The organism is Marinomonas phycocola (genome assembly GCF_047525455.1).
GTDB lineage: Bacteria > Pseudomonadota > Gammaproteobacteria > Pseudomonadales > Marinomonadaceae > Marinomonas.
The window spans coordinates 78,226-104,691 of the sequence record NZ_JBLIXL010000005.1 but is presented as its reverse complement, the minus strand read 5'-3'; the positions used below and the strand labels follow the sequence as shown (position 1 = coordinate 104,691).

Genomic DNA, 26,466 nt, shown 5'->3' with positions numbered 1-26,466 from the left:
ATCCAATAAACAAAGTGATATTTATTAATTACGCAGTTTAAATAATCATCAAACTTAATAATAAAACGGCATGGCTATCTAATATTTATATGGAACTATTTAATAGAGATAACCATGCAAATACTTTTGAATGCTCAGATATTAAAGAAGACCATTCTCTTCTAAGTATTGAGTAACGGACTGATATACTTTTTTAGCATTAGGCGATTTTTTAGAGAATGATTCCCATTGCGTTCGGGCAATTGCTCTAAACTTTTTTCGCTCGTCTGAAGACCAGTCGTGAATGGTAATATTAGGATTTGCTTTGGCTGCTTTTACCGCCGCCTGATCTGCAATTTTCAGTTGGGTAGTAATGTCTTGCGCAAAATCACGTACTGAAACAATGAGAATTTCTTTTAGATCAGCCGGTAGCTTATCCCATTTTTTTTGATTCATTGAAATATCGATGAGAGGTAAAGAGTGAAAACCTGGTTGCACCGGATGCGTCGCTATATCATTCATTCCTGCTTTTTGATTGGTTGAAAATACAGTGTAATCTGCTGCGTCAATCACGCCTTTACTTAAACCTGTAAATACTTCCGATCCTGGTAAGTTAACGGGTGAAGCACCTGCTGCTGCAAAAACTTGTTGAACTAAGCCTTCAGGCGCTCTTAATTTTAGATTTTTAAGATCTTCTACGCCGTTCAACGGCACTTTCGACACAAAAGATTCAACACCGGTTGTTGAACCACCGATAAATTTGATGCCATAAGGAGCATAAAGCTCAGTCATCAACTCAAAGCCACCACCATAGTTAATATACTGTAATAACTGAGAGGTATCTGACCAAGCGCCAACTGTATTACCAATTAGCCCGAATGCTGGGTCTTTACCAGAGAAATAACCCGTTGCAGTTATATGCCCGTCTAAGATTCCCATTTTAATCGCATCAAGCGTTTCAGTGTGCTTAAAAACACTGTTTACGGGCAGTAAATCAATATTAATACGTCCGCTAGAGAGTGTCGCAACACGTTCAACCCACTCTTTTTGCACCTGAAAGTTTTTGTCTCCAGACGGATCTGATGACTGAAACTTAAAATTGAAATCTGCAGCCATAGCAGAAGAAGATAAGACAGTTGCAAGAGCCACTGTACCAATTGTGGTTAGCTTGTTCATTGTTTTGATCCTATTTAATTGTTTTAATTTTTAATATCGATAAAACATAACGCCCATATTAGCAGTAGTTAATTATAGTGTTTTACATAAAATGTTACCGGTAACATATACAGATGCTACTGGTAACAAAATTATTTATCAAGTATTAATTTTAGTAAACGTATTTGACTGATAAGCAAAATATCAAATTAGTCAGTTTTAAAATGCTAAGTGCTTATTAAGAATGGAGATTTAATTTTGCGTATTTAAGTATCAAACTTAGTCGACTAGATTCTAAATAGTGCCATCTATATTAAACGTTCCCGAATTCAAGTTTGAAGTTTAGATAAACAGTCGACCGCACTACTGCATCACAAGCTACCCATACAGTTAATCTAATAATTTCAAAAAGTTAGTGTTTTTTTGTCAGAACACCCCATCAGAAGTATGAAGCCTTTGTAAATAACCCTCTGTGTTACACACAACCCCACAATGTCGGAAGACGATTGCGGCTTTTCCAACGGGACAAGGCAAAAAAATGTAAACAGATCTGTTTCTAATTAGATTTTATTTATGATCTATAGAATACGAAACGGGCAAGAGTCCGAGGCTAAAAATAAAAAACTTGGCGTTATTGACCTTTTTTATACGAACGAAAACACTGAGAGCTTACTAAGGACGATAGTCTCTTAACGCCGTGCGTTATTACCATTTAAGAAGCGGAATCGGACGCTTCCCCACCTTTGGGGCCATAAAAGAAGACCCATGTTGAAAAGTCGTCGCTGAAGTCTTCAAATCGGTGTTCAATGCCTGCGGCGACAAACAAGACTTCACCCGGTTCAAAAGGCTGACGTGTTGCGCCATTCACAAAAAAACCCGAACCCGATGCGATCACATACACTTCATCACGGCTATGAGGTTGTTGTAAATCCACGCCTACTGGCTTGTATATTTCTACCTCTAGAGAGCCGTGCTCAAAAAGTTTTTTAAAGGGAGCGTCTTCATTTTGAAGACTGCTTAGCGCATTATTTACGGTTATTCTAGTCACTACATCTCACCTACTGTGTGTTTTGATTAACCATAACTATAGCGATACGGCATCTCAACTACAGCAAATATTATTGAGAATAATCCAAAACGCACAAAAAAAGCCAAATCACAATGAAGTGATTTGACTTTGTAACATAATGACCATCATCGAAGCAGAAAAATGAACCCCTTAGCCAGCGTCTTTTTGCTTAATGACTTTGTGCTCGTCTTCGTTATTGCCTAACTTCCAATAACTGGAAATGTACAACATGGATTTATCGATGGCTTTTTCATCTTTGAAAAAACGTCTTAGCATTTTCATACTGCTAAATTCACAGGCGGCCCATACCGACATTTTACCGTCGAACCATGGCAAGGTTTTTACCTTGTTTAATAAGGCCTGTTCATCTTTTCCAGAGTTTGCATTAATCACCCAATGAATCTCAATGCCTTCAGGGTGGGTTAACGATTGCACATCGTCTTTTGAAACGACTTCAATCACCGCGAACCCTTTGGCGTCTTTCGGTAAGGTTTCTAAGTTAACACTGATGGCTGGCAAGGCTGTCATATCACCAACCAATAATTGGTATTCAGTGCTTGAGTTGATCATTTTTCTAGAGCCAGGACCACCAACTATAATAGTGTCTCCCGTTTCAGCAAGCTGCGCCCATGTTGACGCAGGGCCACCGTCTTCGTGCAGCATAAAATCAATGTCGATTTCATCTGTCCGTTGATGGCGAATGGTATAGGTACGCATTAATCGACCCGATTCTGACGGAAAGATCAGCTTCACATACGCACTTTCTTGATCTTGAGGGAGCGTTAAAACACCTTCTCCGCCGAGAGTGACTCTTAACATATGAGGTGTGACAAAATGCTTTCGAATAACAACAAATTCTCTAGGTTTATTCATGATGGTCTCTATTAAAAATCATTAATGGGAATGATTATCACTTTAATATAAACCATTGTGTAATACTACTTATTACAGGCTCTCCCCATCTCATTCCTTGATTAGTGCGCATTCTTTGCCCACTTTAGGATGATAGAGCGCCATGTTTCAAATCAATGCCTTCATCCAATCACACTCAATCGTGTCAGATGACGGTTTGTATTCGGCCCCAATCGGTTGGGTGTATCCCATTTTCTTTAATCGGTCCAAAATATAACGATAATTTAGCTCTCCACTATCTGGCTCTGCCCTATCTGGGACGGAGGCAATTTGTACATGGCCAATAATAGGAAGCAGTGATTCAAAGTGACGACACACATCGCCTTCCATAATCTGCAAGTGGTAAAAGTCAAACATCAGCTTGATATTGGGCCTGTCTACTTTGGCGATGATGTCGGCCGCTTGTGCCGAGGTTTGCAAAAAATACCCCGGTGCATCATGGTGATTCAAAGGCTCGATTAGGATCGTTATTAAATGCAAACTTGCTTGATCACAGGCGTACCTCAAGTTTTCCAGAAACGTTGCTTCGGCCTGTTCACCGTTTGCGAATCCAGCCATGACATGAATGTTTGGCACACTCCAATGAACAGCGTAATCAATGGCTTTATCAATGGTCGCTTTCGCATCATGCTCTCTGCCTACTAATGCAGACAAACCATTTTCACCCGCTGCGACATTGCCTCTAGAGGTATTCAACCCCAGCATGGGTAAGCCCGTTTCCATCAGCGCTTGCGTCACTTCGTCAATGTCCTCGTCGTAGGGCCAGTGGCATTCAACCGCCACAAAACCCGCTTCTTTAGCCGCCCTTATTCCATCGGGCAATGAAAGAGACTGCCACAAAAAACCAAGGTTAGCTGAGTATTGAGTCATTAATCCCATTCCACATTAAATTTCGTCACGATGCGGGTAATTTCCGATTCAGAGAGCATTTTGGGTGATGTGCCACGCAGCATCATCGCCAGTTTTGCTGTTTCTTCTAATTCTTCTATGGCGTAAACCGCCGCTTCCAAATCTTTTCCTGCCACAACAGGGCCGTGATTCGCTAGCATTACCGCACTTCTTTTCCCAACCAACCCTCTTATGGCATCCCCTGTTTTAGGATCACCTGGCATAAAGTAAGGCAACAGTTTCACCTTGCCCAATTTCATAATGGAGTAAGGCGTCAAAGGCGGTAAAAAGTTATCCTCATCGACACCTTCCATCATAGACATCGCCACAGAACAGGTGCCATGCAAATGCACAATCGCATTGGCACTGGATCGCGTATCGTAAAACGCACTGTGCAGTGGCATTTCTTTCGTGGGTGGCAACCCAGCGATTAGTAAACCCTTTTCATCAAAGCGGCTTAGCGTTGCTGGATCAAGGCGCCCAAAACAACTTCCTGTTGGAGTGACTAACAATCCACCATCTTCGGTTCTTGCTGAAATATTACCAGACGATCCGCAGGTTAAACCCCGATCAAATAAAGACTTTGCCATAATGCAAATGTCTTCTCTTAACTTGTTTTCGCTGTGGCTCATTGCATCATCCTCAGAGTTTTTTAAAGACGGTTTTGTCATCAAAATAAGCCGTCATGCTTAAACTAGATAGCGCTATCATTTAAGCTTATCATAAATAATTGAGTAATTGTGCAAGCCGTTCCTCAATCTATGAATATAAAATATAAGAGTCCACACTACGTACTTTGGCGAGAGACAATAGAGTAACCAACATTCACTTGATCACAATGAGGCTGCGTTTTATTGACGATTTTATACAAAAGGCATTCCGCGGCTTGTTGGCCCATTTCATAACGAGGCACAGAAACGGACGTCAATGGTGGTATTAATTCTTCAGAGAAATGCAGATCATTAAAGCCTGCTATCGCAATGTCTTCAGGGATGCGCATTCCTCTTCTTGTGGCTTCAAGCAGCGCACCAGCCGCCAAATCATCGTTACTAAAGACTATCGCATCGACATCACTGTGCTGAGAGATCAATGCAATAAATAACTCTGCCCCATGCTTAAACGACGTGCTTTCTGCACTGGTTATCACATACTGAGAGGCATCGCCATTTTGCTCCAGTACCGCTTTTCGATAGCCTTCCATTCTTCTATGAGAACGCAGATCCATTTGAGCACCAATAAAACCAATATTTTTATACCCTAGGGAATACAGATAATTCGTCAAGTCATAGCAGGCATCAAAGTGCGACAAACCAACATTCATATCAATGGGGTTTTGATCCAGTTCCATAATTTGCACGACAGGGGTATTGGATAGTTTTAACAAATCCCTCGTATTTTGGGTTTGGTCGATTCCCGTGACAATAATGCCGTCTGGATTTTGCTCCAGCATGGTTTTAACAAGCGCTTCTTCTTGCTCACTGGAATAATGTGAATTTGCCAGAAGAATGCGATAGCCTGCCCTGACTAAGGTTTCATGAATGCCCTCTAATACATCTGGAAACACCGCATTAGAGAGGGAAGGAAAAATGACCGTAATGACCTTTGATTCCGACGACGCTAATGAACGTGCGGCATGGTTCGGAATATACCCCAGTGCTTTCACAGAAATAGCAATTTTTTCTTTAAGTTTTTCCGATACCTGAAGAGGGTGCTTTAACGCTCTAGAAACCGTAATTGGGCTTACGCCTGCATGCTTTGCCACATCGGACAAGGTGATACGCCCTGTACTTCGACTGGATAGTACTGATTTATCTTTTTTCATTCAGACTCTCTTGAAAACAACAACGTGTCTGTTCATTTTCTTTCTACTTACTCTCTGTCTATGCACTTTCTACATTCGCACCTTGAGTATTTAACGTGATTTTATAGACAGATGTTGACGCCGTAATAAATAATACATTGCCCAAATCGCCTCCAAACGTACAGTTAGATACCTGCTCAGGTACTAGGATTTTTGCCATTAAAGCACCATCAGGGTGGTAAATTTGGATGCTGTCTTGAGAAGATGTATAAATCCAACCGTTTTTATCTAAACGAAAGCCATCCGAAACACCGGGGTGGATATTGGCAAATACACACCCGTTTGTCAGTGTGTATTCCCCCATTGAATTCACTTGCACGTCGTAACGCATAATATGATGATGACCCACTTTTTTCTCTGGTAAGGTAATCGAGGTATCCGACACATAGAGCTGAGTTTCATCCAATGAAAACGCCAACCCGTTAGGCCCTTCCATTTGATCACAGACCAAAGTGAGTGCTTGTGTCTCTGGAGAATAGCAATAAACAAAATTCCCCGCTTGTTCTGAATCGGCTTTATAACCTTCAAAATCAGATAAGATGCCGTACGGTGGATCGGTAAACCAAATACTGCCATCGGACTTCACCACCAAATCATTAGGGGAATTTAACGGTTTATCATTATATCGATCCACCAGCGTGGTGATGTCGCCCGTTGTTAAATCGGTCTTTAAGATACATCGACCGCTATGACTGCAATGCAGTAAATTGCCATCACGATCGAGATAATGCCCATTGGTGAAGTTTGCTGGAGAACGCCAAACACTCTCCCCCCGATTCGCATTCCAACTGACGATGCGATCATTGGGAATGTCACTCCACAGTAAAGTTTGTGTATTAGGAAGCCAAACAGGGCCTTCATTCCAAATACCACTACGACTGATTCTTTCTAACGATTCGTTTGTTAAAAATACGTCTTTCACACGCAAATCGTATTGCTCAATTATTGACATGGCGCACCTCTAATCAACGATAAACAGTCAAATTTCTGTCCTATTTATCTTCCCATTAGTTACTTATTCATTGCTTGTTTCCGCCTAGGTAAAAACGCACCTCTTGGTCTAGAATCATAGAACTAAAATCATAAAACATTTATTTTAACAGTGATCCTTGCTCAATGTGTTTCAAATATTGATGCCTTGGACTCTCATCCAATAGGAAACATTATGCGCCAGAAAATCTCTTTTAAAAGCGGATCGTTAGAACTCGCTGGGCAACTTGAGCTACCGGACAGTGACATTAAATTTTTTGCTTTATTTGCTCACTGTTTCACTTGCGGAAAAGACATCGCTGCTGCCACTCGTATTAGTCGAGCACTAACACAACAAGGCATCGCCGTATTACGATTCGATTTTACAGGGCTTGGCAACAGCGACGGTGATTTTGCCAACAGTAATTTTTCCTCTAACATTCAAGACTTAATTGCCGCGGCGGATCATTTACGTACACACTTTAGCGCACCGCAATTATTAATCGGCCACAGTCTGGGCGGTGCTGCGGTTCTCGCAGCGGCGGAACACATTCCTGAAATCTCAGCCGTCACAACAATTGGCGCACCTTCCGATGCACAACATGTTGCGCACAATTTCTCAGCTCAGTTGGATGAAATAAATGCCGCAGGCGAGGCCAAAGTCAGCTTAGCAGGCCGTCAATTTACCATTAAAAAACAATTTATTGATGACATTGCCAAATACGATCGTAGCCACATTAGTAAACTAAAAAGAGCTGTTCTAATTATGCATTCGCCCATTGATAGTGTGGTAAATATCAGTGAAGCAGAGAAAATTTATGCTGCCGCCAAGCACCCTAAAAGCTTTATTAGCTTAGACAATGCCGATCATTTATTAAGCAACAAAGACGATGCTGACTACGCCGCTCAAGTGATTGCCTCTTGGGCCACACGCTATGTAGAGTACGATACGCACGCTTACCAAGCCAAGCTCACTAGCGGCACGGTATTGGTTGAAGAAAAAGACCATGCATTCACGCAACATGTCAGTACAAAAGATCATACGTGGTTAGCCGATGAACCACTCAAAGTCGGAGGCAGTAACCTAGGCCCTGATCCCTATCAGCATTTGTTAGCCAGCGTCGGTGCCTGCACGTCCATGACATTGCGTATGTATGCCGCACGTAAAAGAGTGCCCTTAGAGCACGTTAAAGTAGAATTGTCGCATACCCGAGACTATTACAAAGATTCTCAAGACTGCGAGACAAACGAAAAAATCGAAGCCATTACCCGTAAAATCACCTTGATCGGCGACTTGACGGTCGAGCAACGTCAGCGTTTACTAGAAATCGCCGATTTATGCCCAGTACACAAAACACTGCATAACGCGCCAAGCGTTATAAGTGAATTGACACCATAAGCCATGCGGTAAGAAGATCTTGCTGAGGTTCAGCTCGTCGTACATTTTCAATTCAAGATAACAACAAAAAAGCAGCGACCCAATAAAATGGACGCTGCTTTTTATAACACGCTTATTTAAGGAAGGTGCGAATAAGTCCTCTTGTCTCAGCATGTGGATAAAAGCCGGCTATTCGAGGCGAGTATCGAATGTGAATAGCTGGCCTATTTTCGAGATACTCAACAAAGAATACTGGCTTTTAGACCATGCCCTGCGAGTCTTAGTAGACTTATTCGCACCTTCCTTAACAATCTCCAGTGCATTTTAAAATTGACTCAGCCAAACGCTCCAAATGCTTGCATCGTGTCCTAGGTGCTAAAATGCGACACGGTATCCTGTAGGCTCTGTGCCAATTCTTTTAGTTTTACACTGGCATCTGATGTTTGCTCTGCGCCTTTCGCCGATTCATTCGCGGCTTCATTAATACGAGCAAGACTGCGATCAATTTCATTTGCCGCTGAGCTTTGTTGACTTGACGCACTGGCAATGACAGCGCTTCGATCGTTAATTTCAGCCACCGATTGAGAGATGTTTTTAAAGTTTTCTCCAGCATGTTCAACACCGTCTAATGTATCATGAGCTTTTTCTAGCCCAAGAGACATAACAGACGTGGCTCTCTGAGCACCCTGTTGTAAACTGCTAATAATTTCTTGAATTTCTGATGTGGAATGTTGAGTTCGACTTGCTAACGTTCTCACTTCGTCGGCAACCACTGCAAAGCCACGCCCTTGCTCTCCTGCCCTAGCCGCTTCTATCGCAGCATTCAATGCCAATAAGTTTGTTTGTTCGGCAATCTCTCCGATCACATTTAAAACCGTAGCAATTTTATCTGTTTCTACAGTAAGCTCTTGGATCACATCAGAAATGGAGTTCACCTCTTCAGAAAGCGCTTTAGCAGACCCTGTCACGTTTTCAATGACCCTATTGCCTTCTTGGACATGTCCGTCTGCCGTCATAACAGAATTCAGAGCGTCTTCGGCATTTTGTGCAACGTCTGAAACAGTAGCAGACATCTCATTCATCGCGGTGGCCACCTGCTCCATATCAACAAATTGTTGCTTAGCGCCTTTATTTGTTTGAGAGCTGATAACAGACAGTTCTGTCGCCGATACAGAAACTTGGTTGGCCGTTTCTTTGACATTTTCAATGGTGCTTCTTAAGCTCTCTGACATTGACACCAAACCTGCTGCAATGCCTTCCGTTGCCATCACATCGATGCAACTCAACTGCCCATTGGAGATTTTTTCCATGGCTGCGAGGACCTCTTTCGGTTCACCGCCAATTTGTTTCATAATTCCTTTATAGATAAAAAATAAAGAAGCAATCACTGTTAATAGTGTCATAAGAAGACAGGTAATTAATACTCTTCCAAAAAATACCACTTCCTGCTTTTTTTGAAGAACTGTTTGCGAAGTACGTTCATCCAATAAAATTAAAAACTCATTAATTGGCTTGACGATTTTTGCTTTATCTTGATGATATTGGTTGTCGTGCATGATACGACGGGCCATGGCTAAATCGGGCTTGTCTTTACGGGTAAAATTACCATTGCCATCATCATACAGCCCTTTTACCGCATTCATCGCAACGGTTTCGGTATACACCAAGTCGTTTGAATTTTTTTGTGCTTCTGTTAATTTGGCAAACTCAGCATCTGTAAAGCCTGCGTCTTTCATCAGATCTGTTAACGAGTTTTTGACGCCATCTGGACTCGGCTTTTCACCATATTGGAGCACCAAATCCCAATAAATGCGTTCCATGTGTTGGGGACGGGCTTTATCGCCATTACGTATTGCCAAAATATCCCAATACATTTTTTCGTATTTATCATCACCAGATAACACATACGTACGCGCCAAACGAGTTAAATCATCCGAGCTTTGTCTAAGTTCATCGGCGAGTAAAAACGACTGATAACGAGCAGATTGGCTCGCCGACAAAGAAGCGCTCTTACCATGACTTAAATACAGCACGATCAACGTGACTAAAATACTCGCTGAGCATAGCACGGCCCCTACAAGTAACAATTTTCTAATGCTCATCTCTTTGCCTCCTACGAACTTTAATTTCGTTCTAATATCCTTACACTAAAAGATAGTAGTTGAAATATTATGATGAAAGAACACTAGGTTACATTTCATTACGCTTATAAAAAATTAGTGCTCTTATTTCTTCCTTTTTGCGTCCGCTTGTTTAAACATTCTGTCAAGATCAGATTCCTGAATTGTCCTTACTCTACTGCTAGTGTAAGCTGCTAAACACTTGTCTTGATAAGCAATATTTGTTTATCTGGATTACGGTTCTTCTTTTATTTGACATGAGTATATACGGTGTTTTTTTCTTTCTTCCCTAAACCAAAGCTCTTCTTTCTCAGTTTCGCAGTATGGTCCTTACTGTGCGTCGTCTCTTGGTATTTAGTCATTCAAGACTGGGGGCCAACGCTCAGTTTAGGCGGCCTATTTAATGCTGAGTTCCCCAACGCGTTAGCAGAAGGCTCAGATGAAGCGGCTCAAGCGCTTTATGACGCCGCGTTTTCTCAGGCGGTCGATATTTGGCTGTATCAATATATGTTCCTTTGTTACGCCATTTTTGTTGGCTGTTGGATGCTTTATGGTGGTCAGCAATGGGGACGTTGGTCCATTATGGGATCAGCCGTCATTGTCTTTATAACCTGGTTCCAAGTACAAGTTAGTGTCATGCTAAATGAATGGTATGGTAATTTTTACGATCTCATTCAACGAGCATTGTCCGAACCTCAAAGCATTACCGCAGAAGAATACTACGGCCAATTGGCTTCGGTTGCGGTGCTGCTACTGATTGCAATTACTGTCGCTGTACTTAATAGCTTCTTTGTCAGTCATTACGTCTTCCGCTGGCGTACTGCTATGAACGATTACTACACAAGTAAGTGGGATCAAGTACGCCATATAGAAGGTGCATCACAACGTATCCAAGAAGACACCATGCGTTTTGCCTCCATCGTTGAAAGTTTAGGCGTGCGCTTTCTAGATTCTATTATGACGCTTATTGCATTTTTGCCGATTCTTTGGGGGCTGTCTTCCTATGTCACCACGTTGCCATTAATCGGTGAAGTGCCTCAGGCGTTGGTGTTTGTTGCAATTACTTGGTCTATATTTGGTACTTTCCTCTTAGCTTTGGCGGGCATTCGACTACCGGGTTTAGAATTTAAAAATCAACGAGTAGAAGCCGCTTTCCGTAAAGAACTCGTTTATGGAGAAGATTACGCAGATCGTGCACAACCACCAGAATTGTCTGAACTGTTTAATAACGTTCGTAAAAATTACTTTAACCTGTATAAAAACTATTTGTACTTTAACATCGTTCGTTATGGTTACTTGCAGGTGGGTAACTTTATGCCATTGATCGTACTTGCGCCTTCCATCATTGCAGGTGCATTCACCCTTGGTGTGATGCAACGTATTATCAACGCATTTAATCAAGTTGAAGGCTCTTTTCAGTTTCTTGTTAATTCATGGACGACCATTGTAGAGTTGTTGTCGATTTACAAACGTCTTACAGCATTCGAAGCCGCAATTAATGATCAACCACTACCTGCCATTGATCAAGACTATAACGAGGGTGACAACCTCAAATAGCCCTGTCCTGTCGGTGAATAGGAGTCTCAATTAATCGAGTTCCTATTCATAAGACACCTTTCTTAAAAAAGAGGCGAGATTCACCTCAGATGTCTACCTTAAAAACCCCGTAATTAGACTCTTTATTGAGTTTAAACACCTTAATCAATAAGCTTTTTTTCCTCTGTATTTATTGTGCTATTATCCTACCTTCGTGGTATCAAATTCACTTATTGTATTAAGAGAACTCATATTCAAATGGATCAATCGAAAGGCAATCTATTCATACTGTCTGCCCCTTCTGGAGCAGGAAAATCTTCCCTTTATAAAGCCCTTATTGCTCAAGATTCACACGTTAGGATCTCAATTTCTCATACAACGAGAGACCCAAGAACAGGAGAAGAACACGGAAGGGAGTATTATTTTGTTGGTGTCGATGATTTTCTTGATATGATCGCTGACGATGCCTTTTTCGAACACGCGCAAGTGTTTGATAATTACTATGGAACCTCGAAACAAGCCATCTTTGACCTTCTTGATCAAGGCCTAGATGTGATCCTAGAAATTGACTGGCAAGGTGCAAAACAAGTACGTCTTCAGTACCCGGACGCCATTGGTATTTTTATATTACCACCATCAACTCAGACATTAGAACATCGCCTTCGAGACCGCGGAACGGACTCTGACGAAGTGATAACACGCCGCATGGCAAAAGCCGTTAGTGAGATGTCACACTATGATGAGTACGACTACATCATCGTAAATGACGATTTCGAGACGGCTTTGTCAGAAATGAGTGCCATTTTCAAAGCAATGCGAGTAAAAAAACGCATTATTGAGCAAAAACATACCAAACTTATCAATGATCTCTTGTCATTATAAGAAGCGGTTAAGTAGAATTAAACATTATTAGATCATTCAAAAAGGTAGAGATAGCAATGGCCCGAGTTACAGTAGAAGATTGTTTAGAAAATGTAGAAAACCGTTTCCAGTTAGTGATGATTGCTTCAAAGCGCGCACGCCAATTAGCAACAGGTGGTGAAGAAGCAAAAGTCGCGATAGAAGACGATAAGGTGACGGTTGTTGCTTTACGTGAGATTGCAGAAAATCTAGTTAATGTAGTCAACGTTGACATTAAAAAGCAGCCAATTCACGAGTTTTAAGCACCTATGTCTATCGCTCATTTCAAAACCCTGTTTGTATCAATTAATTGGAGTGAGTGATGTACCGCATTGAAGACTTAGCGACTACGCTTAGCCAATATTTGCCTTACGAACAAGTCGCTGTCATTAAGCGCGCATATTATTACGCTGAACAAGCTCATGATGGCCAGCGCAGAAAAAGTGGCGAGCCTTATGTTATTCACCCTTTGGCTGTAGCTCAAATACTGGCGGACATACGCATGGATTGCGATGGATTAGCCGCTGCGTTATTGCATGACGTTATTGAAGATACGGGCATTAGCCGAGAGGCTCTCACGGAACAATTTGGTGAAAGTGTTGCTAGCCTAGTAGATGGTGTCAGCAAATTGACCCATCTGGAATTCAATAACCAGCTCGAAAAACAAGCTCATAATTTCCAAAAAATGGCCATGGCCATGGCCGATGATATACGAGTCATTCTCGTTAAGTTGGCGGATAGACTGCACAACATGCGTACTCTAGACTCCATGCCCGCCCACAAAAAACGTCGTATCGCTAAAGAAACTCTCGAAATTTATGCACCGATTGCCAATCGATTGGGCATGTATAATTTCCGTATCGATTTAGAGAGCCTAGCATTTAATGCCTATTACCCAATGCGCTCAAAAATGCTGCAAAAAGCGATTCACAAACGTTATGGTCAACGATCACAAGACAAAGAAACACTCGAACAATACATTCACGGAGAGTTAGCCGCTGAATACATCGACGCGTCTATCAGTGTTAGAGAAAAGCACATCTATAGCATTTATCAGAAGATGCAGAAAAAGCGTCGATCACTGACCGATATCATGGACGTTCTGGGAGTTAGAATCGTTACTGATAAACCCGATAATTGTTATCGTATTCTTGGTATTATTCACTCTCTTTTCAAGCCAGTTGAAAGCCGTTTCAAAGATTATATCGCGGTACCCAAATCCAACGGATATCAATCACTTCATACTACGGTTGTTGCCAATGGCTTGCCTATGGAAGTGCAAATTCGCACAAACGAAATGGAAATGGTCGCCAGTAATGGCATCGCCGCTCATTGGGCTTACAAATCTAAAAACCCTCAAGCAAACATCTCTCACAGCCATGACCGTGCGACAAAATGGGTACAAGAGATGCTTGAAATTCAACAAAAATCGGGTAACGCCGTTGATTTTGTTGATAACGTTAAAAATGATCTATTCCCTGGTGAAGTGTACGTTTTCACACCTAAAGGCAATATCATTGAGTTGCCAACGGGTGCAACTCCAGTTGATTTTGCGTACGGTGTGCATACTCAAATCGGCAATACTTGTATTTCTTGTCGAATTAACCGACGACTCGCACCACTCAGTACACAATTAGAAAGCGGTCAGACTGTTGAAATCATTACCGCAAAAAGCGCCCAGCCCAACGTCGCATGGCTAAGTTTTGCCATTACAGGAAAAGCCCGAACCAACATACGCCATTTCCTAAAAAGCAAACAAACTGAAAATGCCATTGCCGTTGGCTACCGACTCCTCACCCGCTCACTGAATGCTTTCAAAACCAATATTGAAGATCTTGAAGAAGAGCAAATTCAACTGGTGCTTGACTACTATCAACTTGCGTCAATGAACGACTTACTAGAATCTATTGGTAAAGGAAGGCACGTCGGTTATTTAGTCACTCGACAACTGTTTCCTAATTACAATGAAGATGAGCTTATTACACCAACTTCATTCAAATTAAACGGTTCAGAAGGAATGCTAGTTTCCTATGCAAAATGCTGTTCTCCTATCCCAGGTGATCCTATCGCCGGTTATGTGCAAGTAGACAAAGGCATTGTCATTCATCATCTAAATTGCACCAATATCCAAGATCATTTGGAAAACCCAGAACAATACATCCGTATGTCGTGGGGCAAGGAGATTGAAGAAGATCTAGCCATTAGCTTGATTGTCAGCTTTGTTAACGAGAGAGGAGCGGTGTCTAAAATAGCCAGCTCCATTGGGGATACCGATTACCAAGTTTCGAACTTAGATATTATTGAACGAGGCCGAGTAAGTCGTTTACGTTTGAATATTACCGTATCTAGTCGGGTTGGCTTAGCAGACGTAATGCGTCGAATAAAGTCTGTTCGATGTGTTGAAAAAGTGACCAGAGAAACTGTCACAACAAGATAAAGCACTACGTGATACCTAGAGACCTTTTCACGACGCGACGATAAGACGAGGCAAAAACAGACGAAAAAGCGGCGTTTATGAGTTATAAATGCGCATTTTGAGTCTGTTTTTAACAAAGTATTAACAAGCGCAGTCGTCGTGCAAAGGCCTCACCTAGATACTATCAACCATTAAATTAGGAAGTTTTACTATGTCTAAAGAAGTCATTTTTACTGAAAACGCCCCTCAAGCAATTGGACCTTATTCTCAAGCCGTTCGTGCAGGCAATACAGTATACCTTTCTGGTCAAATCCCTTTGGTACCTGCAACAATGGAAGTGGTTAGTGACGATGTAAAAGAACAAACAGCTCAGGTTTTTCAAAACCTACAGGCTGTGTGTGAAGCCGCTGGCGGTTCTTTAAAAGACATTGTTAAACTGAACATTTACATGACGGATTTAGGTAACTTCACCGCGGTAAATGAAATAATGGTTGAGTTTTTTGAAATGCCTTACCCTGCCCGTGCCGCTCTTGGTGTACGCGCCCTTCCGAAAAATGTCGAAGTAGAAATTGAAGGTGTAATGGTTTTAGAAGATTAATTGCAGCCGATCACTCGATAGTCAAATACGCGATGAGGTCTCAGTGCATTCACTGAACCTTATCACGCAGAGCATCTTTCTCTATATTCTTCCAGTAGCGCTTCATACCCTAGAATATAACTTGGGTATAAAAATTGATATCCAGCTTCGATAACAGACGCATTTGACAACCTCTTCCCTGACACAGGTAAAAACCCCTTTACTCCAAGTTCTTCTGGCAAATTAGGCTCGGTATTTAACTGTTTCGCTAACCATAACTTCACCTCCCATTGGCTAACAGGGCTGCAATCTGTTCCAATATAAACACGCTCTAACGCTTTTCCCTTTGTGTGTAGACCCGCCAAAAATGTCAGCAGCCCAACACAATCATCTCGATGAATCCGATTTGTCCATTGGTTTACCGCCCACAACTCTCGCTTTGCGATGGATTCAATTAAACGCAATCGTCCCGGCCCATAGATGCCAGAAAAACGTACGCTGGTTGCCGATAAATGCTCTGCTAATAACGTCTCTGCTTGCATCAATACCTTGGCCGTCGCACTTTTGGGCAGTGCGATCTCTTTTTCGTTTAACACTTCACCTGAATTTTGTCCATAAACGCTGGTGCTTGAAACAAATAAGACCTTCGGACATGTAATGTCCTGCTGATAGCGGTCTACTAATTTTTGGGCGGTTAATAAATACGCCTCTTTATAGAGCTCAGCGGTTCGACCCTGCGGCGTCATAATTAAAAATACGATGTCTGCATCAGGCAAATTATTTAACGCCATAGTCAATAGATCACCCGTTATACCATGGACGCCTTTTGGAAAGACCGTTCCTTGGCGTCGAATGGCTGTCACAGAGTGACCTATCTCTACCAAATTGGTTGCCAAACGAGAACCAATATCGCCACAGCCTGCTATCAAGACTTTCGCCATGTCAAAGCTCCTCTTTGCTTTCATTTTTTAGAGTATACTTTATTAAAATATGTATTATCATAGTTATTAGCAATGAACTAATTGAAGGTAAAAACGCAATGACATTAACCGAATTGAAATACATCGTAATGCTTGCAGATGAGCAACATTTTGGCCGTGCGGCAGAAAGGTGCAATGTTTCTCAACCGACATTAAGTGTCGCTGTTAAAAAATTAGAGGACGAATTGGGGACAGCAATTTTTGAACGAAGCAAAAATTCAGTATACATCACCCCACTTGGTGACCAGATTATTCGCCAAGCAAAAAAAGTACTGGAACAAGCTAATGTTATTAAAGAGCTGGCCGCATCAGGCAAAAACCAATTAAAAGGCCCTCTAAAAGCCGGCGCAATTTACACCATTGCACCCTATTTATTTCCTCATATTATCCCGTCTTTACATGCATTAACGGACGGTATGCCACTAATGATTGAAGAGAATCTCACCGAGAACCTCAGGCCAAAATTACGTAATGGTGAGCTTGATGCCATTATCGTCGCGCTGCCATTCAAAGAGCCTGACGTTGTTACTCAATCGATTTATGAGGAAGAGTTTGTTGTACTTATGCCCAAAAGCCACCCTTGGACAAAGTTGCACCATATTCATACAGATCAATTGAGCACAGATAATTTATTGGTCTTAGGTAAAGGCCACTGTTTTAGTGATCAGGTAATGGAAGCGTGTCCCATTTTAAACGAAGATGAATACGGCTCTGCACGCACAATCGTCAATGGCAGTTCATTGGAAACGATTCGCTATATGGTGGCTTCCGGTTTGGGTGTGACTGTATTACCTAAATCAGCCGTCACTCATATTGACAACAGTTTGCTCGAAATCCGCCCTTTTGCCTCTCCCGTTCCCAAACGAACGGTTGCACTGGCATGGCGTGTCAGTTTCCCTAGACCAAAAGCCATTGAAGCATTAAGTCAATCCATTAAAGATGCGTGTCAAAAACTGTCTTTATAATATCGATCTCTAGAACAACGACTGTCAGTAGGATGCATTTATGTCAAGTTTAGAAACCATTCCCGTCACCGAATTAAAAGGCGTAGGAAGTGCCGTGGCGGAAAAGTTATCTAAGCTACATATCCACAGCCTACAAGATTTGATTTTCCATTTACCAATACGCTATCAAGACAGAACGAAGCTGGTTCCAATTGGGCGCCTTCATCTTGGAGACGAAGTCGTGATCGAAGGTGAGGTCACACAATGCGATGTTGCCATGGGTAAGCGGCGAAGCCTTTTATGTCGTGTTAAAGATCAGACTGGCAGCATCATGCTGCGCTTCTTCCATTTTACCGCAGCACAAAAAAAACAGTTTGAGTCAGGAAAGTCCATTCGTTGCTTCGGCGAAGTAAAGCGGGGAAGCACAGGATTCGAAATGTTCCACCCTGAATACACATTAAGCAATGAATTCGAGCCACACACCGATAAAACGCAATTGACGCCGATTTATCCTTTAACAGAAGGGTTAACTCAACTCAAAATTCGTGCTTTCTGTGAGCAGGCTCTTGAGCGCTTAACGCCTTATAATTTAACCGAATGGCTACCTGAAGCAATACGCGTTCAGTTTCAGCTCCCACCGCTCATTGATTCTGTCCGTTATCTACACCAACCACCGACCGATGCAGATACCGCATTACTAGCATCAGGTAAGCATCCAGCTCAGCTCAGACTGTCTTTTGAAGAATTACTTGCTCATCAACTCAGCTTGGTGAATAAAAAACAGCAGGCAAAATTAGAGCGATCGTCTGTAATTTCAGAAAGAGGTGATGTCTTTGATCGGCTCATTGCCAGTCTTCCGTTCGATCCAACCAATGCTCAACAACGTGTATTTCAAGAAATTATGCACGATTTAGCATCCGGCCATCCTATGTTGAGATTGGTTCAAGGGGACGTTGGATCAGGAAAAACGCTCGTTGCAGCAATGGCCGCCTCCACCTTTATTCAAAAAGGGTTACAGATTGCCATCATGGCACCCACAGAGATACTCGCAGAGCAGCACTTTATCAATTTTAAGCAATGGTTCGAACCTTTGGGCATTTCAGTCGCCTGGTTAGTCGGCAAGCTCAAAGGTAAAGCAAGAGCAACTCAATTAGAAAGCATTGCAAACGGTGACGCATTAGTCGTGGTTGGCACTCACGCATTGTTCCAAGAAAGCGTTCACTTTCACAACCTATCTCTCGCTATTATTGATGAACAACATCGATTTGGGGTACACCAGCGGATGGCTTTACGAGAAAAAGGCATGGATGGATTGCTACAACCTCATCAATTGATTATGACTGCCACCCCCATCCCTAGAACCTTAGCCATGTCTGCTTATGCGGATTTAGACTGTTCAATCATTGATGAATTACCTCCAGGTAGAACACCGGTAACGACGATTGTTGTGTCTGATCAAAGACGTAATGAAGTGATTGACAGAGTGAAAGCCTCTTGTAAGGAAGGAAAACAAGCGTATTGGGTATGCACACTGGTGGAAGAATCAGAGGCCCTACAATGTCAGGCAGCAGAAGACACCGCAATCATGCTGTCAGAGCAGTTAGAAGACGTATCAATCGGTTTGGTTCATGGTCGCTTAAAGCCACAAGAAAAAGCCGATATTATGACCAAATTCAAACAAGGGAACATTCAATTATTGGTTGCCACAACCGTCATTGAAGTCGGTGTTGATGTGCCGAATGCCAGCCTAATGGTCATTGAAAACCCTGAAAGGTTGGGACTAGCGCAATTGCATCAACTAAGAGGCCGAGTAGGCCGAGGCCAAGCAGCGAGCCATTGTGTACTGCTTTATAAAACACCTTTAAGCCAGCATGGAAAAGAACGTTTGTCCATTATGAGAGAAACATCCGATGGGTTTAAAATTGCAGAAAAAGATTTAGAAATACGTGGGCCAGGAGAACTGTTAGGATCACGCCAAACAGGACTGATGGAGTTCAAAGTAGCAGATTTACAACGAGACAAGGCAATATTAGAGCAAGTACAAAGTGCTGCTTTGTTAATGCATCAATCGCATCATGATCATATTGTCCATTTATTGTCTCGTTGGTTACCTGTTCAACAAGATTACTTACGTGTATAAGCAAAACACATTAACGAATATTAACGACCGTTGTGTTTTTTACTTCTTCCATTGCAACGTACGTTCTTGATTCCCTGACATGGGGTAAGGTCAACAGTGTTTCACCTAATAATAGTCGATACGCATCAACATCAGGAACACGTGCTTTCAGCAAATATTCAAAATCACCTGCGATCAAGTGGCACTCTAATACCTCAGGGATTTTGGTCACTGCATCTTTAAACTCATGAAACCCTTCTGGTGATGTTGTTTTTAAGCGAATTTCGACAAATACAAGCAATCCAGCGTCTACTTTGCGCGGGTTTACTAAGGCACAATATCCCGTAATGTAATCATTTCGTTCTAATCTACGAACACGTTCTAGACAAGGCGTTGCACTCAAACCAACACGACTGGCTAATTCCACATTAGACAATCTGCCATTGATTTGTAATTCTCGAAGAATTTTTTTATCGAGCCGATCAAGAGGCTTTGACGAGTTATCCATCGTTAATGGATCTCCTTACAACAAATAAGGTTAAACTGACTCTAAGTATAGGGAGAGAATGTGCAATGGAAAAGCCTCCACTATTCAATACTCACTATTTAGAATTAATATCGTTCATTTAGTTGGTGTCTATGCACCAAAATAGAACTACTCTTATGAGGAATGTACTAAAGAAGTTGCACTTAAATACACTTGTGATCTATCAAAACACAATTTTTTCATTATATCTCAGCACACTGTACACCATTTCAAAATAAATGAAGGCATAGTTTTTTTTAAAGAATACTTTTTAAGTGATTGTATTTATAAATCAATTGGTCACATTTTGCTCTATTTTTATTTTTAATCACAGAAATGCTTACCTAAAATCATATTTTTCCTTGACTACCACGGCTGACCAGCCATTCTATATAGTATATCAGTGGACTTCACAGAATACTCCGCTGAGAAAACACAACAAAAAGAATAACAAAATGCTGGCACAAACTTTGCCTTATAGATTTTGAAAAAATATAAAATAATGTAAATGTTAGCAATTATAAATGGCTTGGGAGTCTCAAATAATGAAATCGAATGTAAGTAAGTTACTTTCTACAGCTGCAATTGCAGTTACTGTTAGTGCTGGTGCAACCGCTGGTACGCTAGATGATGTTAAAGCAAAAGGCTTTATTCAATGTGGCGTAAGTCAGGGCGTTCCAGGTTTCTCTAATGCAGATGACAAAGGTAACTGGACAGGTATCGACGTTGATTCATGCCGTGCAGCCGCTGCAGCCGTTTTTGGTGATGCAACAAAAGTAAAATTCACTCCACTTTCCGCAAAAGAACGTTTCACAGCCCTACAATCTGGTGAAATTGACATCCTTTCTCGTAACACAACTTGGACTTATACTCGAGACTCTTCTTTGGGTCTAGATTTCACTACTGTGAACTTCTACGACGGTCAAGGCTTTATGGCTCGTAAAGATCTAGGTGTTGAATCCGCAACAGACCTAGACGGTGCAACAGTTTGTACTGAGCAAGGTACAACAACTGAATTAAACATGGCTGATTTCTTCCGTAAGAATGGCTTGTCATACGTTCCTGTAATCGTACAGAAAGCAGACGAAGCACTCGCTGCTTATGCATCTGGCCGTTGTGATGTGTTCACAACAGACAAATCAGGTCTTGCTGCACATCGTTCAAAACTCACAGATCCAGATGCACACATAATCCTTCCAGAAACAATTTCTAAAGAGCCTCTTGGCCCTGTTGTTCGCCACGGTGACAACCAGTGGAAAGACGTTGTTACTTGGTCTATTTTCGTTCAAATTAACGCAGAAGAAATGGGCATCTCATCTAAAAATGTTGCTCAAATCAAGTCAAACACCAAAGATCCAGGCATCCGTCGTCTTTTAGGTGCTGAAGGTAATATGGGTGAGCAACTAGGTCTAAGCGCAAGCTGGGCTTACGATGTTATTGCTCAAGTTGGTAACTACGGTGAAAGCTTCGAAAACAACGTAGGTCCTAACACGCCTGTTGGACTACCACGTGGTATTAACAGCCTATGGACTGAAGGCGGTGTATTGTACGCGCCACCAGTTCGTTAATATCTCATATGTTAACCATGGTATCGCACAGCTGCACCTTTGCAGCTGTGCATCTCCCTCCTTTCCACATCTGACGAGCAATTCTTTTGCCTGAACCGAGATGAGCGATAAAACTTCGACTAGTAATGAAAGCTTCTTGAATGATGCTGGCAATCGCGCCCTAATCTTTCAAATAGCACTTTTAGTTTTGGTTGTTTTTATAGGTTATTACCTATTCAGCAATCTTCAAGCTAACTTGGCGAACCGAGGAATATCTACAGGTTTTACTTTCTTAAATGAACCTGCAGGCTTCCCAGTTCTTATTCACTTAATTGAATACACAGAAGCAGACACTTATGGCCGCGCTTTTGTTGTAGCACTACTTAATACCTTTGTAATTTCGTTTATCGGTATTGTTTTAGCGACACTAATTGGTATTGTCATGGGTCTAGCAAGATTATCCAATAACTGGTTAGTCGCTAGATTAGCAACTGTATATATTGAAACCCTGCGAAACATTCCTCTATTACTGCAAATGTTCTTTTGGTATTTCGCTGTATTATCCACTTTGCCGTCACCGAGAAATAGTCTTCTGTTTGGCGACTTTATGCTTAACAAACGTGGCATATATTCTCCAAATCCCATTTTTCAAGATGGTTTTGGGATGGTGATCTTTGGCTTTATAGCTGCAATCGTTGCATCAATTTTCTTGATTGTATGGGCTAAAAAACGCCAAATAAGAACAGGACTATGGTTTCCTGCTTATTGGGCTTCTTTCGGTATTATTGTTGTAGGAACTTTGATTTTCTACTTTATCGCTGGATCTCCACTGGAATTCGACCTACCGCAAAAAAGCCGCTTCAATGTGACAGGTGGTATGGTTCTTCCTCCAGAATTTGTCGCTGTATTAATTGCCTTAGCAACATACACAGGCTCTTTCATTGCAGAGATCGTTCGTGCGGGCATTTTGTCTGTCAATTGGGGACAAACTGAAGCAGCACGCTCATTAGGCTTAGCAGATAGCCTGACACAACGTATGATTGTATTACCACAAGCATTGCGAGTGATCATTCCTCCATTAACTAGCCAATACCTGAACTTAGCGAAAAACTCTTCTTTAGGCGCTGCAATCGCATACCCTGAATTAGTTGCTGTAGTAATGGGAACAACTCTAAACCAAACAGGTCAAGCAATTGAAACCATTGGTTTATGTATGTTGGTATACGGTTCTTTGAGTTTATCCATTTCTCTCTTTATGAACTGGTATAACAAGAAAATGTCATTAACTGAACGATAAGAGGCGAATATGGCGATTATATTTAAACCTTCTCCAAGCTTGCCACCTCCAGTTAATTCAGTAGGTGCTGTGGCTTGGGTAAAACAGAATTTATTATCTTCTCCACTAAACGTTTTCTTGACCTTGTTTAGTGCATATATTCTGTATTTGTTATTACCACCAGTAATTCAATGGGGCCTCATCGATGCAACATGGACCGGCGAGACTAGCCAGGCTTGTAAAGCGGCTGGTGGTGCATGTTGGGCCTTCATAGGTGTTTATTTTGAACAATTTATGTATGGCCTATACCCACCTGAAGAAGTTTGGCGCATTAATGTAGCCGTACTCCTTTTGATTGTTATGGTGGCGGCTTTTGCCGTTAAATCAGTCAACAAGTTATTCCTTTCAATTGCTATTATTGCTGTTTACCCAGTCATTGCTTACATTTTGTTTGCTGGCGGTTCTTTTGGTCTAACTATTGTTGAAACATCTAATTGGGGGGGATTATTTTTAACCACCCTACTCGGTGTTGTTGGTATTGTGGCATCTTTTCCTTTGGGTGTGTTATTAGCCCTAGGCCGACGCTCAAACATGCCAATTGCTAAATCTGTGTGCGTTGTTTTTATTGAAACAATCCGTGCCGTTCCACTCATAACAATCATGTTTATGGCGTCAGTAATGATTCCATTGTTCTTACCTGAAGGCTTGAACTTTGATAAGTTAATGCGTGTAATCATCGGTATCACATTATTCTCAGCAGCTTACATGGCTGAGGTTATTCGTGGTGGCTTACAAGCCATTCCTAAAGGGCAATATGAAGCAGCTGATGCCATGGGTTTAACCTATTGGCAGTCTATGATCTTAGTTATTTTGCCTCAAGCACTTAAATTAGTGATTCCAGGTATCGTAAACACCTTTATCGGTTTGTTTAAAGACACAACTCTAGTTTATATCGTAGGTATGTTTGATTTGTTAGGGAGGATCCAAGCCGCTACTCACGATTCAAATTGGTTAGGAACAAGTGTAGAAGGCTATGCCTTTGCCGGTTTCGTTTATTGGGCTTTCTGTTTTGGCATGTCCCGATATTCTATGGCGATAGAGCGCAAATTAGAAACTGGACACAAGCGGAATTAGATTTTTTTTGAGGCCTATGAAAATGACAGAACATAATATGGCACTGGCTCAATTAGAGCAGGGCGAAAAAACAATCATCGAGTTTAATGATGTAAATAAATGGTACGGCGATTTTCACGTATTAAAAAACATTAACTTCAGCGTAAAATCAGGCGAACGTATTGTTGTTTGTGGTCCTTCTGGTTCAGGTAAGTCAACGATGACTCGTTGCATTAACCGTCTAGAAGAGCATCAGAAGGGCGATATTATTGTTGATGGTATAACCATGAACGATAACCTAAAAAACATTGAAGCCATTCGTAAAGATGTGGGCATGGTGTTCCAGCACTTTAACCTTTTCCCACATCTTACAATTTTGGAAAATCTCACTTTGGCTCCAATTTGGGTTCGAAAAACACCAAAGAAAGAAGCCGAAGAAATCGCGATGCATTATCTTGAACGCGTAAAAATAGCGAACCAAGCCGCTAAATTCCCAGGTCAGCTATCTGGTGGTCAGCAACAACGTGTTGCGATTGCTCGTGGTCTTTGCATGAAGCCACGCATTATGCTGTTCGATGAGCCAACATCTGCACTTGATCCTGAAATGATTAAGGAAGTATTGGATGTTATGGTTCAGCTTGCTGATGAAGGCATGACCATGATTTGTGTCACTCACGAAATGGGGTTCGCTAAAACAGTTGCTGATAGGGTCGTATTTATGGATGCAGGTGAAATCGTTGAAGCAAATAAACCAGAAGAATTCTTCAATAATCCTCAGCACGATCGTACTCAAAACTTCTTAAGTCAGATTTTAAATCACTAAATCTTGAGCTAATCCTCAGTTTTGAAAAAAAGCCCCTTTATTTGGGGCTTTTTTTGTGTTTTTTTGTTAAATTAAAACCATTCACACTCCATTTTAAAATGACTTATTATGCAAACACCCGTCTCCAGCAGTATCACAGCTCGAATTGTGCATTTGTGGGACAATGCAAGGACGTTACAGGTTATCTTCTCAGATACTAACATTCTTGATTTTTCTGCCCTGACTCGTATTACTAAACGTCGATTAGAACCCATTACCCATTTTAATAAACTGGGCGACACTCTGACTCGAACCTCCACAATGCTTACGTTTATTGATAAAGGTCTACTGCAAAAAGAAAATATCTCTTTGCGTTATAGCCCGCAGGCTGATTTGTCCGAAATGCCGACCAAAGAATTTGTAAAGCTGTTCTCAAATTTCCCACACTCTTTTGATGATTTTACGATCTTGCCGCATCAGATTCCTCAAATAAGCACAGACTACTTATTAGACGAGTCACGCCTCCAAGAAGCCTTAGGCCGCTTTCAATCTATTCGTTTAAAACAACGCTTAGAAGAAACCTTAGAACTCCCCCCGCTGCCCATCACATCCCAAAAAATCATTCAATTATGTAGCAAGAGAAATGTGGACACCGATGAATTATGTGACGTGATTAGTATAGATCCTAGCCTTACCGCACAAGTTATCAGTTGGGCATCATCACCTTATTATGGTGCACCTGGAAACATTGCATCCGTCGAAGATGCCATTATCAGAGTATTGGGGTTTGATATGGTCATGAACTTAGCTCTAGGACTGTCCATGAAGAGTGTCTTAACCCCCCCTAAAAATGGGCCTCGCCATTATCAAAATTTTTGGTTTAATTCTGCGTTTCGTGCCAGCCTTATGGAAACATTGGTTAAACGCATGCCAGCAGAAAAACGGCCTAGAATAGGTTATGCCTACCTCTCTGGGCTATTGCACAATTTTGGTCATTTGGCCATTGGGCACATTCTGCCTACTCACTTTTCAATTCTTTCACGTCACCTCGAAGGCAATGCACACGTGCCTACTGAATTAATTGAAATGCACTTATTACGTTTTACCAAAGAACAACTCGGCTCATGGCTTTTAAGGCATTGGGGGTTACCCGACGATATTTGCAATGCCATACGTTATGCAAAAGCACCCGACTTAGAAACAACAGAAACAACAGAAACAGTAATGCTGGCATATCTTTTACAATGCAGCCATCACCTTTGCCACCATCAAACCATCACTGCACATCTATCCAAGACCATTGGACTGTCAGAAGAAGAGTGCCTTTGTGCCTATCAAGAAGTACAATCGTCCTCTAACGAATTGCAGGAAATGGTTAGCCTACTACACAATTAAGAAT

Annotated in this window: 23 protein-coding genes; 13 read left to right on the top strand and 10 right to left on the bottom strand. The window is 41.7% G+C overall.

Annotated features, from left to right (window positions below; translation table 11 throughout):
* Nucleotides 1-141: 141 nt before the first annotated feature.
* The 7 genes from ACMUMJ_RS05610 to ACMUMJ_RS05580 form a co-directional block, all read right to left on the bottom strand.
* Nucleotides 142-1,155: a TRAP transporter substrate-binding protein gene (locus ACMUMJ_RS05610; RefSeq protein ID WP_414677810.1), complete on the bottom strand. Its 1,014-nt coding sequence runs from the start codon at nucleotides 1,153-1,155 to the stop codon at nucleotides 142-144.
* Nucleotides 1,156-1,846: 691 nt separating this feature from the next.
* The gene (locus ACMUMJ_RS05605) at nucleotides 1,847-2,182 is read right to left on the bottom strand and encodes a cupin domain-containing protein (RefSeq protein WP_414677809.1); all 336 of its coding nucleotides are present in this window, start codon (nucleotides 2,180-2,182) and stop codon (nucleotides 1,847-1,849) included.
* Between the two features lie 171 nt (nucleotides 2,183-2,353).
* Entirely contained in the window at nucleotides 2,354-3,076 is a 723-nt protein-coding gene (locus tag ACMUMJ_RS05600; protein ID WP_414677808.1) for a siderophore-interacting protein, read from the bottom strand.
* A gap of 147 nt (nucleotides 3,077-3,223) precedes the next feature.
* The gene (locus ACMUMJ_RS05595; protein WP_414677807.1) at nucleotides 3,224-3,985 is read right to left on the bottom strand and encodes a hydroxypyruvate isomerase family protein; all 762 of its coding nucleotides are present in this window, start codon (nucleotides 3,983-3,985) and stop codon (nucleotides 3,224-3,226) included.
* Nucleotides 3,985-4,635: a 3-oxo-tetronate 4-phosphate decarboxylase gene (gene otnC, locus ACMUMJ_RS05590; RefSeq protein WP_414677806.1), complete on the bottom strand. Its 651-nt coding sequence runs from the start codon at nucleotides 4,633-4,635 to the stop codon at nucleotides 3,985-3,987. Before otnC ends, ACMUMJ_RS05595 begins: the two co-directional genes overlap by 1 nt.
* Nucleotides 4,636-4,790: 155 nt before the next feature.
* Nucleotides 4,791-5,825 (bottom strand): HTH-type transcriptional regulator GntR, encoded by a 1,035-nt coding sequence (gene gntR, locus ACMUMJ_RS05585; RefSeq protein ID WP_414677805.1) that lies wholly within the window; start codon nucleotides 5,823-5,825, stop codon nucleotides 4,791-4,793.
* A gap of 58 nt (nucleotides 5,826-5,883) precedes the next feature.
* Nucleotides 5,884-6,816, bottom strand: coding sequence for an SMP-30/gluconolactonase/LRE family protein (locus ACMUMJ_RS05580; protein WP_414677804.1), 933 nt, complete (start codon nucleotides 6,814-6,816; stop codon nucleotides 5,884-5,886).
* Nucleotides 6,817-7,029: 213 nt separating this feature from the next.
* Between ACMUMJ_RS05580 and ACMUMJ_RS05575 the strand changes: the two genes are divergently transcribed.
* Entirely contained in the window at nucleotides 7,030-8,232 is a 1,203-nt protein-coding gene (locus tag ACMUMJ_RS05575) for a bifunctional alpha/beta hydrolase/OsmC family protein (protein WP_414677803.1), read from the top strand.
* Nucleotides 8,233-8,579: 347 nt separating this feature from the next.
* On the opposite strand, the gene ACMUMJ_RS05570 is transcribed toward ACMUMJ_RS05575, so the two are convergent.
* Entirely contained in the window at nucleotides 8,580-10,313 is a 1,734-nt protein-coding gene (locus ACMUMJ_RS05570) for a methyl-accepting chemotaxis protein (RefSeq protein ID WP_414677802.1), read from the bottom strand.
* 288 nt (nucleotides 10,314-10,601) lie between these two features.
* Here ACMUMJ_RS05570 and sbmA point away from each other — a divergent pair, with 288 nt between their 5' ends.
* The 5 genes from sbmA (at nucleotide 10,602) to ridA (ending at nucleotide 15,781) form a co-directional block, all read left to right on the top strand.
* Nucleotides 10,602-11,888, top strand: a complete 1,287-nt coding sequence (gene sbmA, locus ACMUMJ_RS05565; protein WP_414677801.1) for a peptide antibiotic transporter SbmA — start codon at nucleotides 10,602-10,604, stop codon at nucleotides 11,886-11,888.
* A gap of 237 nt (nucleotides 11,889-12,125) precedes the next feature.
* Nucleotides 12,126-12,749: a guanylate kinase gene (gmk, locus tag ACMUMJ_RS05560; protein WP_414677800.1), complete on the top strand. Its 624-nt coding sequence runs from the start codon at nucleotides 12,126-12,128 to the stop codon at nucleotides 12,747-12,749.
* A 56-nt stretch (nucleotides 12,750-12,805) separates the two neighbouring features.
* A complete protein-coding gene (rpoZ, locus tag ACMUMJ_RS05555; protein WP_414677799.1) occupies nucleotides 12,806-13,030 on the top strand; it encodes a DNA-directed RNA polymerase subunit omega in 225 nt (74 codons plus the stop codon).
* 59 nt (nucleotides 13,031-13,089) lie between these two features.
* Nucleotides 13,090-15,204, top strand: coding sequence for a RelA/SpoT family protein (locus tag ACMUMJ_RS05550; RefSeq protein ID WP_414677798.1), 2,115 nt, complete (start codon nucleotides 13,090-13,092; stop codon nucleotides 15,202-15,204).
* A 190-nt stretch (nucleotides 15,205-15,394) separates the two neighbouring features.
* Entirely contained in the window at nucleotides 15,395-15,781 is a 387-nt protein-coding gene (gene ridA / locus ACMUMJ_RS05545) for a deaminase RidA (RefSeq protein ID WP_414677797.1), read from the top strand.
* Nucleotides 15,782-15,843: 62 nt separating this feature from the next.
* Here the strand turns inward: ridA and ACMUMJ_RS05540 are convergent, their stop codons facing one another.
* Nucleotides 15,844-16,701, bottom strand: a complete 858-nt coding sequence (locus ACMUMJ_RS05540; RefSeq protein ID WP_414677796.1) for an NAD-dependent epimerase/dehydratase family protein — start codon at nucleotides 16,699-16,701, stop codon at nucleotides 15,844-15,846.
* A gap of 98 nt (nucleotides 16,702-16,799) precedes the next feature.
* On the opposite strand from ACMUMJ_RS05540, the gene ACMUMJ_RS05535 reads away from it, so the two are divergent.
* On the top strand, nucleotides 16,800-17,705 hold the full coding sequence (locus tag ACMUMJ_RS05535; RefSeq protein WP_414677795.1) for a hydrogen peroxide-inducible genes activator: 906 nt from the start codon (nucleotides 16,800-16,802) through the stop codon (nucleotides 17,703-17,705).
* A 40-nt stretch (nucleotides 17,706-17,745) separates the two neighbouring features.
* Complete coding sequence (gene recG, locus ACMUMJ_RS05530; protein ID WP_414677794.1) at nucleotides 17,746-19,824, top strand: ATP-dependent DNA helicase RecG; 2,079 nt, start codon at nucleotides 17,746-17,748, stop codon at nucleotides 19,822-19,824.
* A 10-nt stretch (nucleotides 19,825-19,834) separates the two neighbouring features.
* Here the strand turns inward: recG and ACMUMJ_RS05525 are convergent, their stop codons facing one another.
* Nucleotides 19,835-20,311 carry an Lrp/AsnC ligand binding domain-containing protein gene (locus tag ACMUMJ_RS05525; RefSeq protein WP_414677793.1) on the bottom strand — a complete coding sequence of 159 codons (477 nt, stop codon included), beginning with the start codon at nucleotides 20,309-20,311 and terminating at the stop codon, nucleotides 19,835-19,837.
* A gap of 563 nt (nucleotides 20,312-20,874) precedes the next feature.
* Between ACMUMJ_RS05525 and ACMUMJ_RS05520 the strand changes: the two genes are divergently transcribed.
* From ACMUMJ_RS05520 to ACMUMJ_RS05500, 5 genes are all read left to right on the top strand, one after another.
* Nucleotides 20,875-21,897, top strand: coding sequence for an amino acid ABC transporter substrate-binding protein (locus ACMUMJ_RS05520; RefSeq protein ID WP_414677792.1), 1,023 nt, complete (start codon nucleotides 20,875-20,877; stop codon nucleotides 21,895-21,897).
* Nucleotides 21,898-21,997: 100 nt separating this feature from the next.
* Nucleotides 21,998-23,173, top strand: coding sequence for an amino acid ABC transporter permease (locus ACMUMJ_RS05515; RefSeq protein WP_414677791.1), 1,176 nt, complete (start codon nucleotides 21,998-22,000; stop codon nucleotides 23,171-23,173).
* 9 nt (nucleotides 23,174-23,182) lie between these two features.
* Nucleotides 23,183-24,286, top strand: coding sequence for an amino acid ABC transporter permease (locus tag ACMUMJ_RS05510; RefSeq protein ID WP_414677790.1), 1,104 nt, complete (start codon nucleotides 23,183-23,185; stop codon nucleotides 24,284-24,286).
* 22 nt (nucleotides 24,287-24,308) lie between these two features.
* Entirely contained in the window at nucleotides 24,309-25,088 is a 780-nt protein-coding gene (locus tag ACMUMJ_RS05505) for an amino acid ABC transporter ATP-binding protein (RefSeq protein ID WP_414677789.1), read from the top strand.
* A gap of 108 nt (nucleotides 25,089-25,196) precedes the next feature.
* Nucleotides 25,197-26,462: an HDOD domain-containing protein gene (locus tag ACMUMJ_RS05500; RefSeq protein WP_414677788.1), complete on the top strand. Its 1,266-nt coding sequence runs from the start codon at nucleotides 25,197-25,199 to the stop codon at nucleotides 26,460-26,462.
* The last annotated feature ends 4 nt before the right edge of the window (nucleotides 26,463-26,466 follow it).

Excerpts from the sequence above, each read along its gene's own strand:
- ACMUMJ_RS05510 (WP_414677790.1), top strand. The coding sequence starts at position 23,183 with ATGGCGATTATATTTAAACCTTCTCCAAGCTTGCCACCTCCAGTTAAT.
- recG (WP_414677794.1), top strand. The coding sequence starts at position 17,746 with ATGTCAAGTTTAGAAACCATTCCCGTCACCGAATTAAAAGGCGTAGGA.
- ACMUMJ_RS05580 (WP_414677804.1), bottom strand. The coding sequence starts at position 6,816 with ATGTCAATAATTGAGCAATACGATTTGCGTGTGAAAGACGTATTTTTA.
- gmk (WP_414677800.1), top strand. The coding sequence starts at position 12,126 with ATGGATCAATCGAAAGGCAATCTATTCATACTGTCTGCCCCTTCTGGA.
- ACMUMJ_RS05570 (WP_414677802.1), bottom strand. The coding sequence starts at position 10,313 with ATGAGCATTAGAAAATTGTTACTTGTAGGGGCCGTGCTATGCTCAGCG.
- ACMUMJ_RS05595 (WP_414677807.1), bottom strand. The coding sequence starts at position 3,985 with ATGACTCAATACTCAGCTAACCTTGGTTTTTTGTGGCAGTCTCTTTCA.
- ACMUMJ_RS05550 (WP_414677798.1), top strand. The coding sequence starts at position 13,090 with ATGTACCGCATTGAAGACTTAGCGACTACGCTTAGCCAATATTTGCCT.
- ACMUMJ_RS05505 (WP_414677789.1), top strand. The coding sequence starts at position 24,309 with ATGACAGAACATAATATGGCACTGGCTCAATTAGAGCAGGGCGAAAAA.
- rpoZ (WP_414677799.1), top strand. The coding sequence starts at position 12,806 with ATGGCCCGAGTTACAGTAGAAGATTGTTTAGAAAATGTAGAAAACCGT.
- ACMUMJ_RS05610 (WP_414677810.1), bottom strand. The coding sequence starts at position 1,155 with ATGAACAAGCTAACCACAATTGGTACAGTGGCTCTTGCAACTGTCTTA.
- ACMUMJ_RS05535 (WP_414677795.1), top strand. The coding sequence starts at position 16,800 with ATGACATTAACCGAATTGAAATACATCGTAATGCTTGCAGATGAGCAA.
- ACMUMJ_RS05540 (WP_414677796.1), bottom strand. The coding sequence starts at position 16,701 with ATGGCGAAAGTCTTGATAGCAGGCTGTGGCGATATTGGTTCTCGTTTG.
- ACMUMJ_RS05500 (WP_414677788.1), top strand. The coding sequence starts at position 25,197 with ATGCAAACACCCGTCTCCAGCAGTATCACAGCTCGAATTGTGCATTTG.
- ACMUMJ_RS05575 (WP_414677803.1), top strand. The coding sequence starts at position 7,030 with ATGCGCCAGAAAATCTCTTTTAAAAGCGGATCGTTAGAACTCGCTGGG.
- ACMUMJ_RS05520 (WP_414677792.1), top strand. The coding sequence starts at position 20,875 with ATGAAATCGAATGTAAGTAAGTTACTTTCTACAGCTGCAATTGCAGTT.
- gntR (WP_414677805.1), bottom strand. The coding sequence starts at position 5,825 with ATGAAAAAAGATAAATCAGTACTATCCAGTCGAAGTACAGGGCGTATC.
- otnC (WP_414677806.1), bottom strand. The coding sequence starts at position 4,635 with ATGAGCCACAGCGAAAACAAGTTAAGAGAAGACATTTGCATTATGGCA.
- ACMUMJ_RS05515 (WP_414677791.1), top strand. The coding sequence starts at position 21,998 with ATGAGCGATAAAACTTCGACTAGTAATGAAAGCTTCTTGAATGATGCT.
- ACMUMJ_RS05525 (WP_414677793.1), bottom strand. The coding sequence starts at position 20,311 with ATGGATAACTCGTCAAAGCCTCTTGATCGGCTCGATAAAAAAATTCTT.
- ACMUMJ_RS05600 (WP_414677808.1), bottom strand. The coding sequence starts at position 3,076 with ATGAATAAACCTAGAGAATTTGTTGTTATTCGAAAGCATTTTGTCACA.
- ridA (WP_414677797.1), top strand. The coding sequence starts at position 15,395 with ATGTCTAAAGAAGTCATTTTTACTGAAAACGCCCCTCAAGCAATTGGA.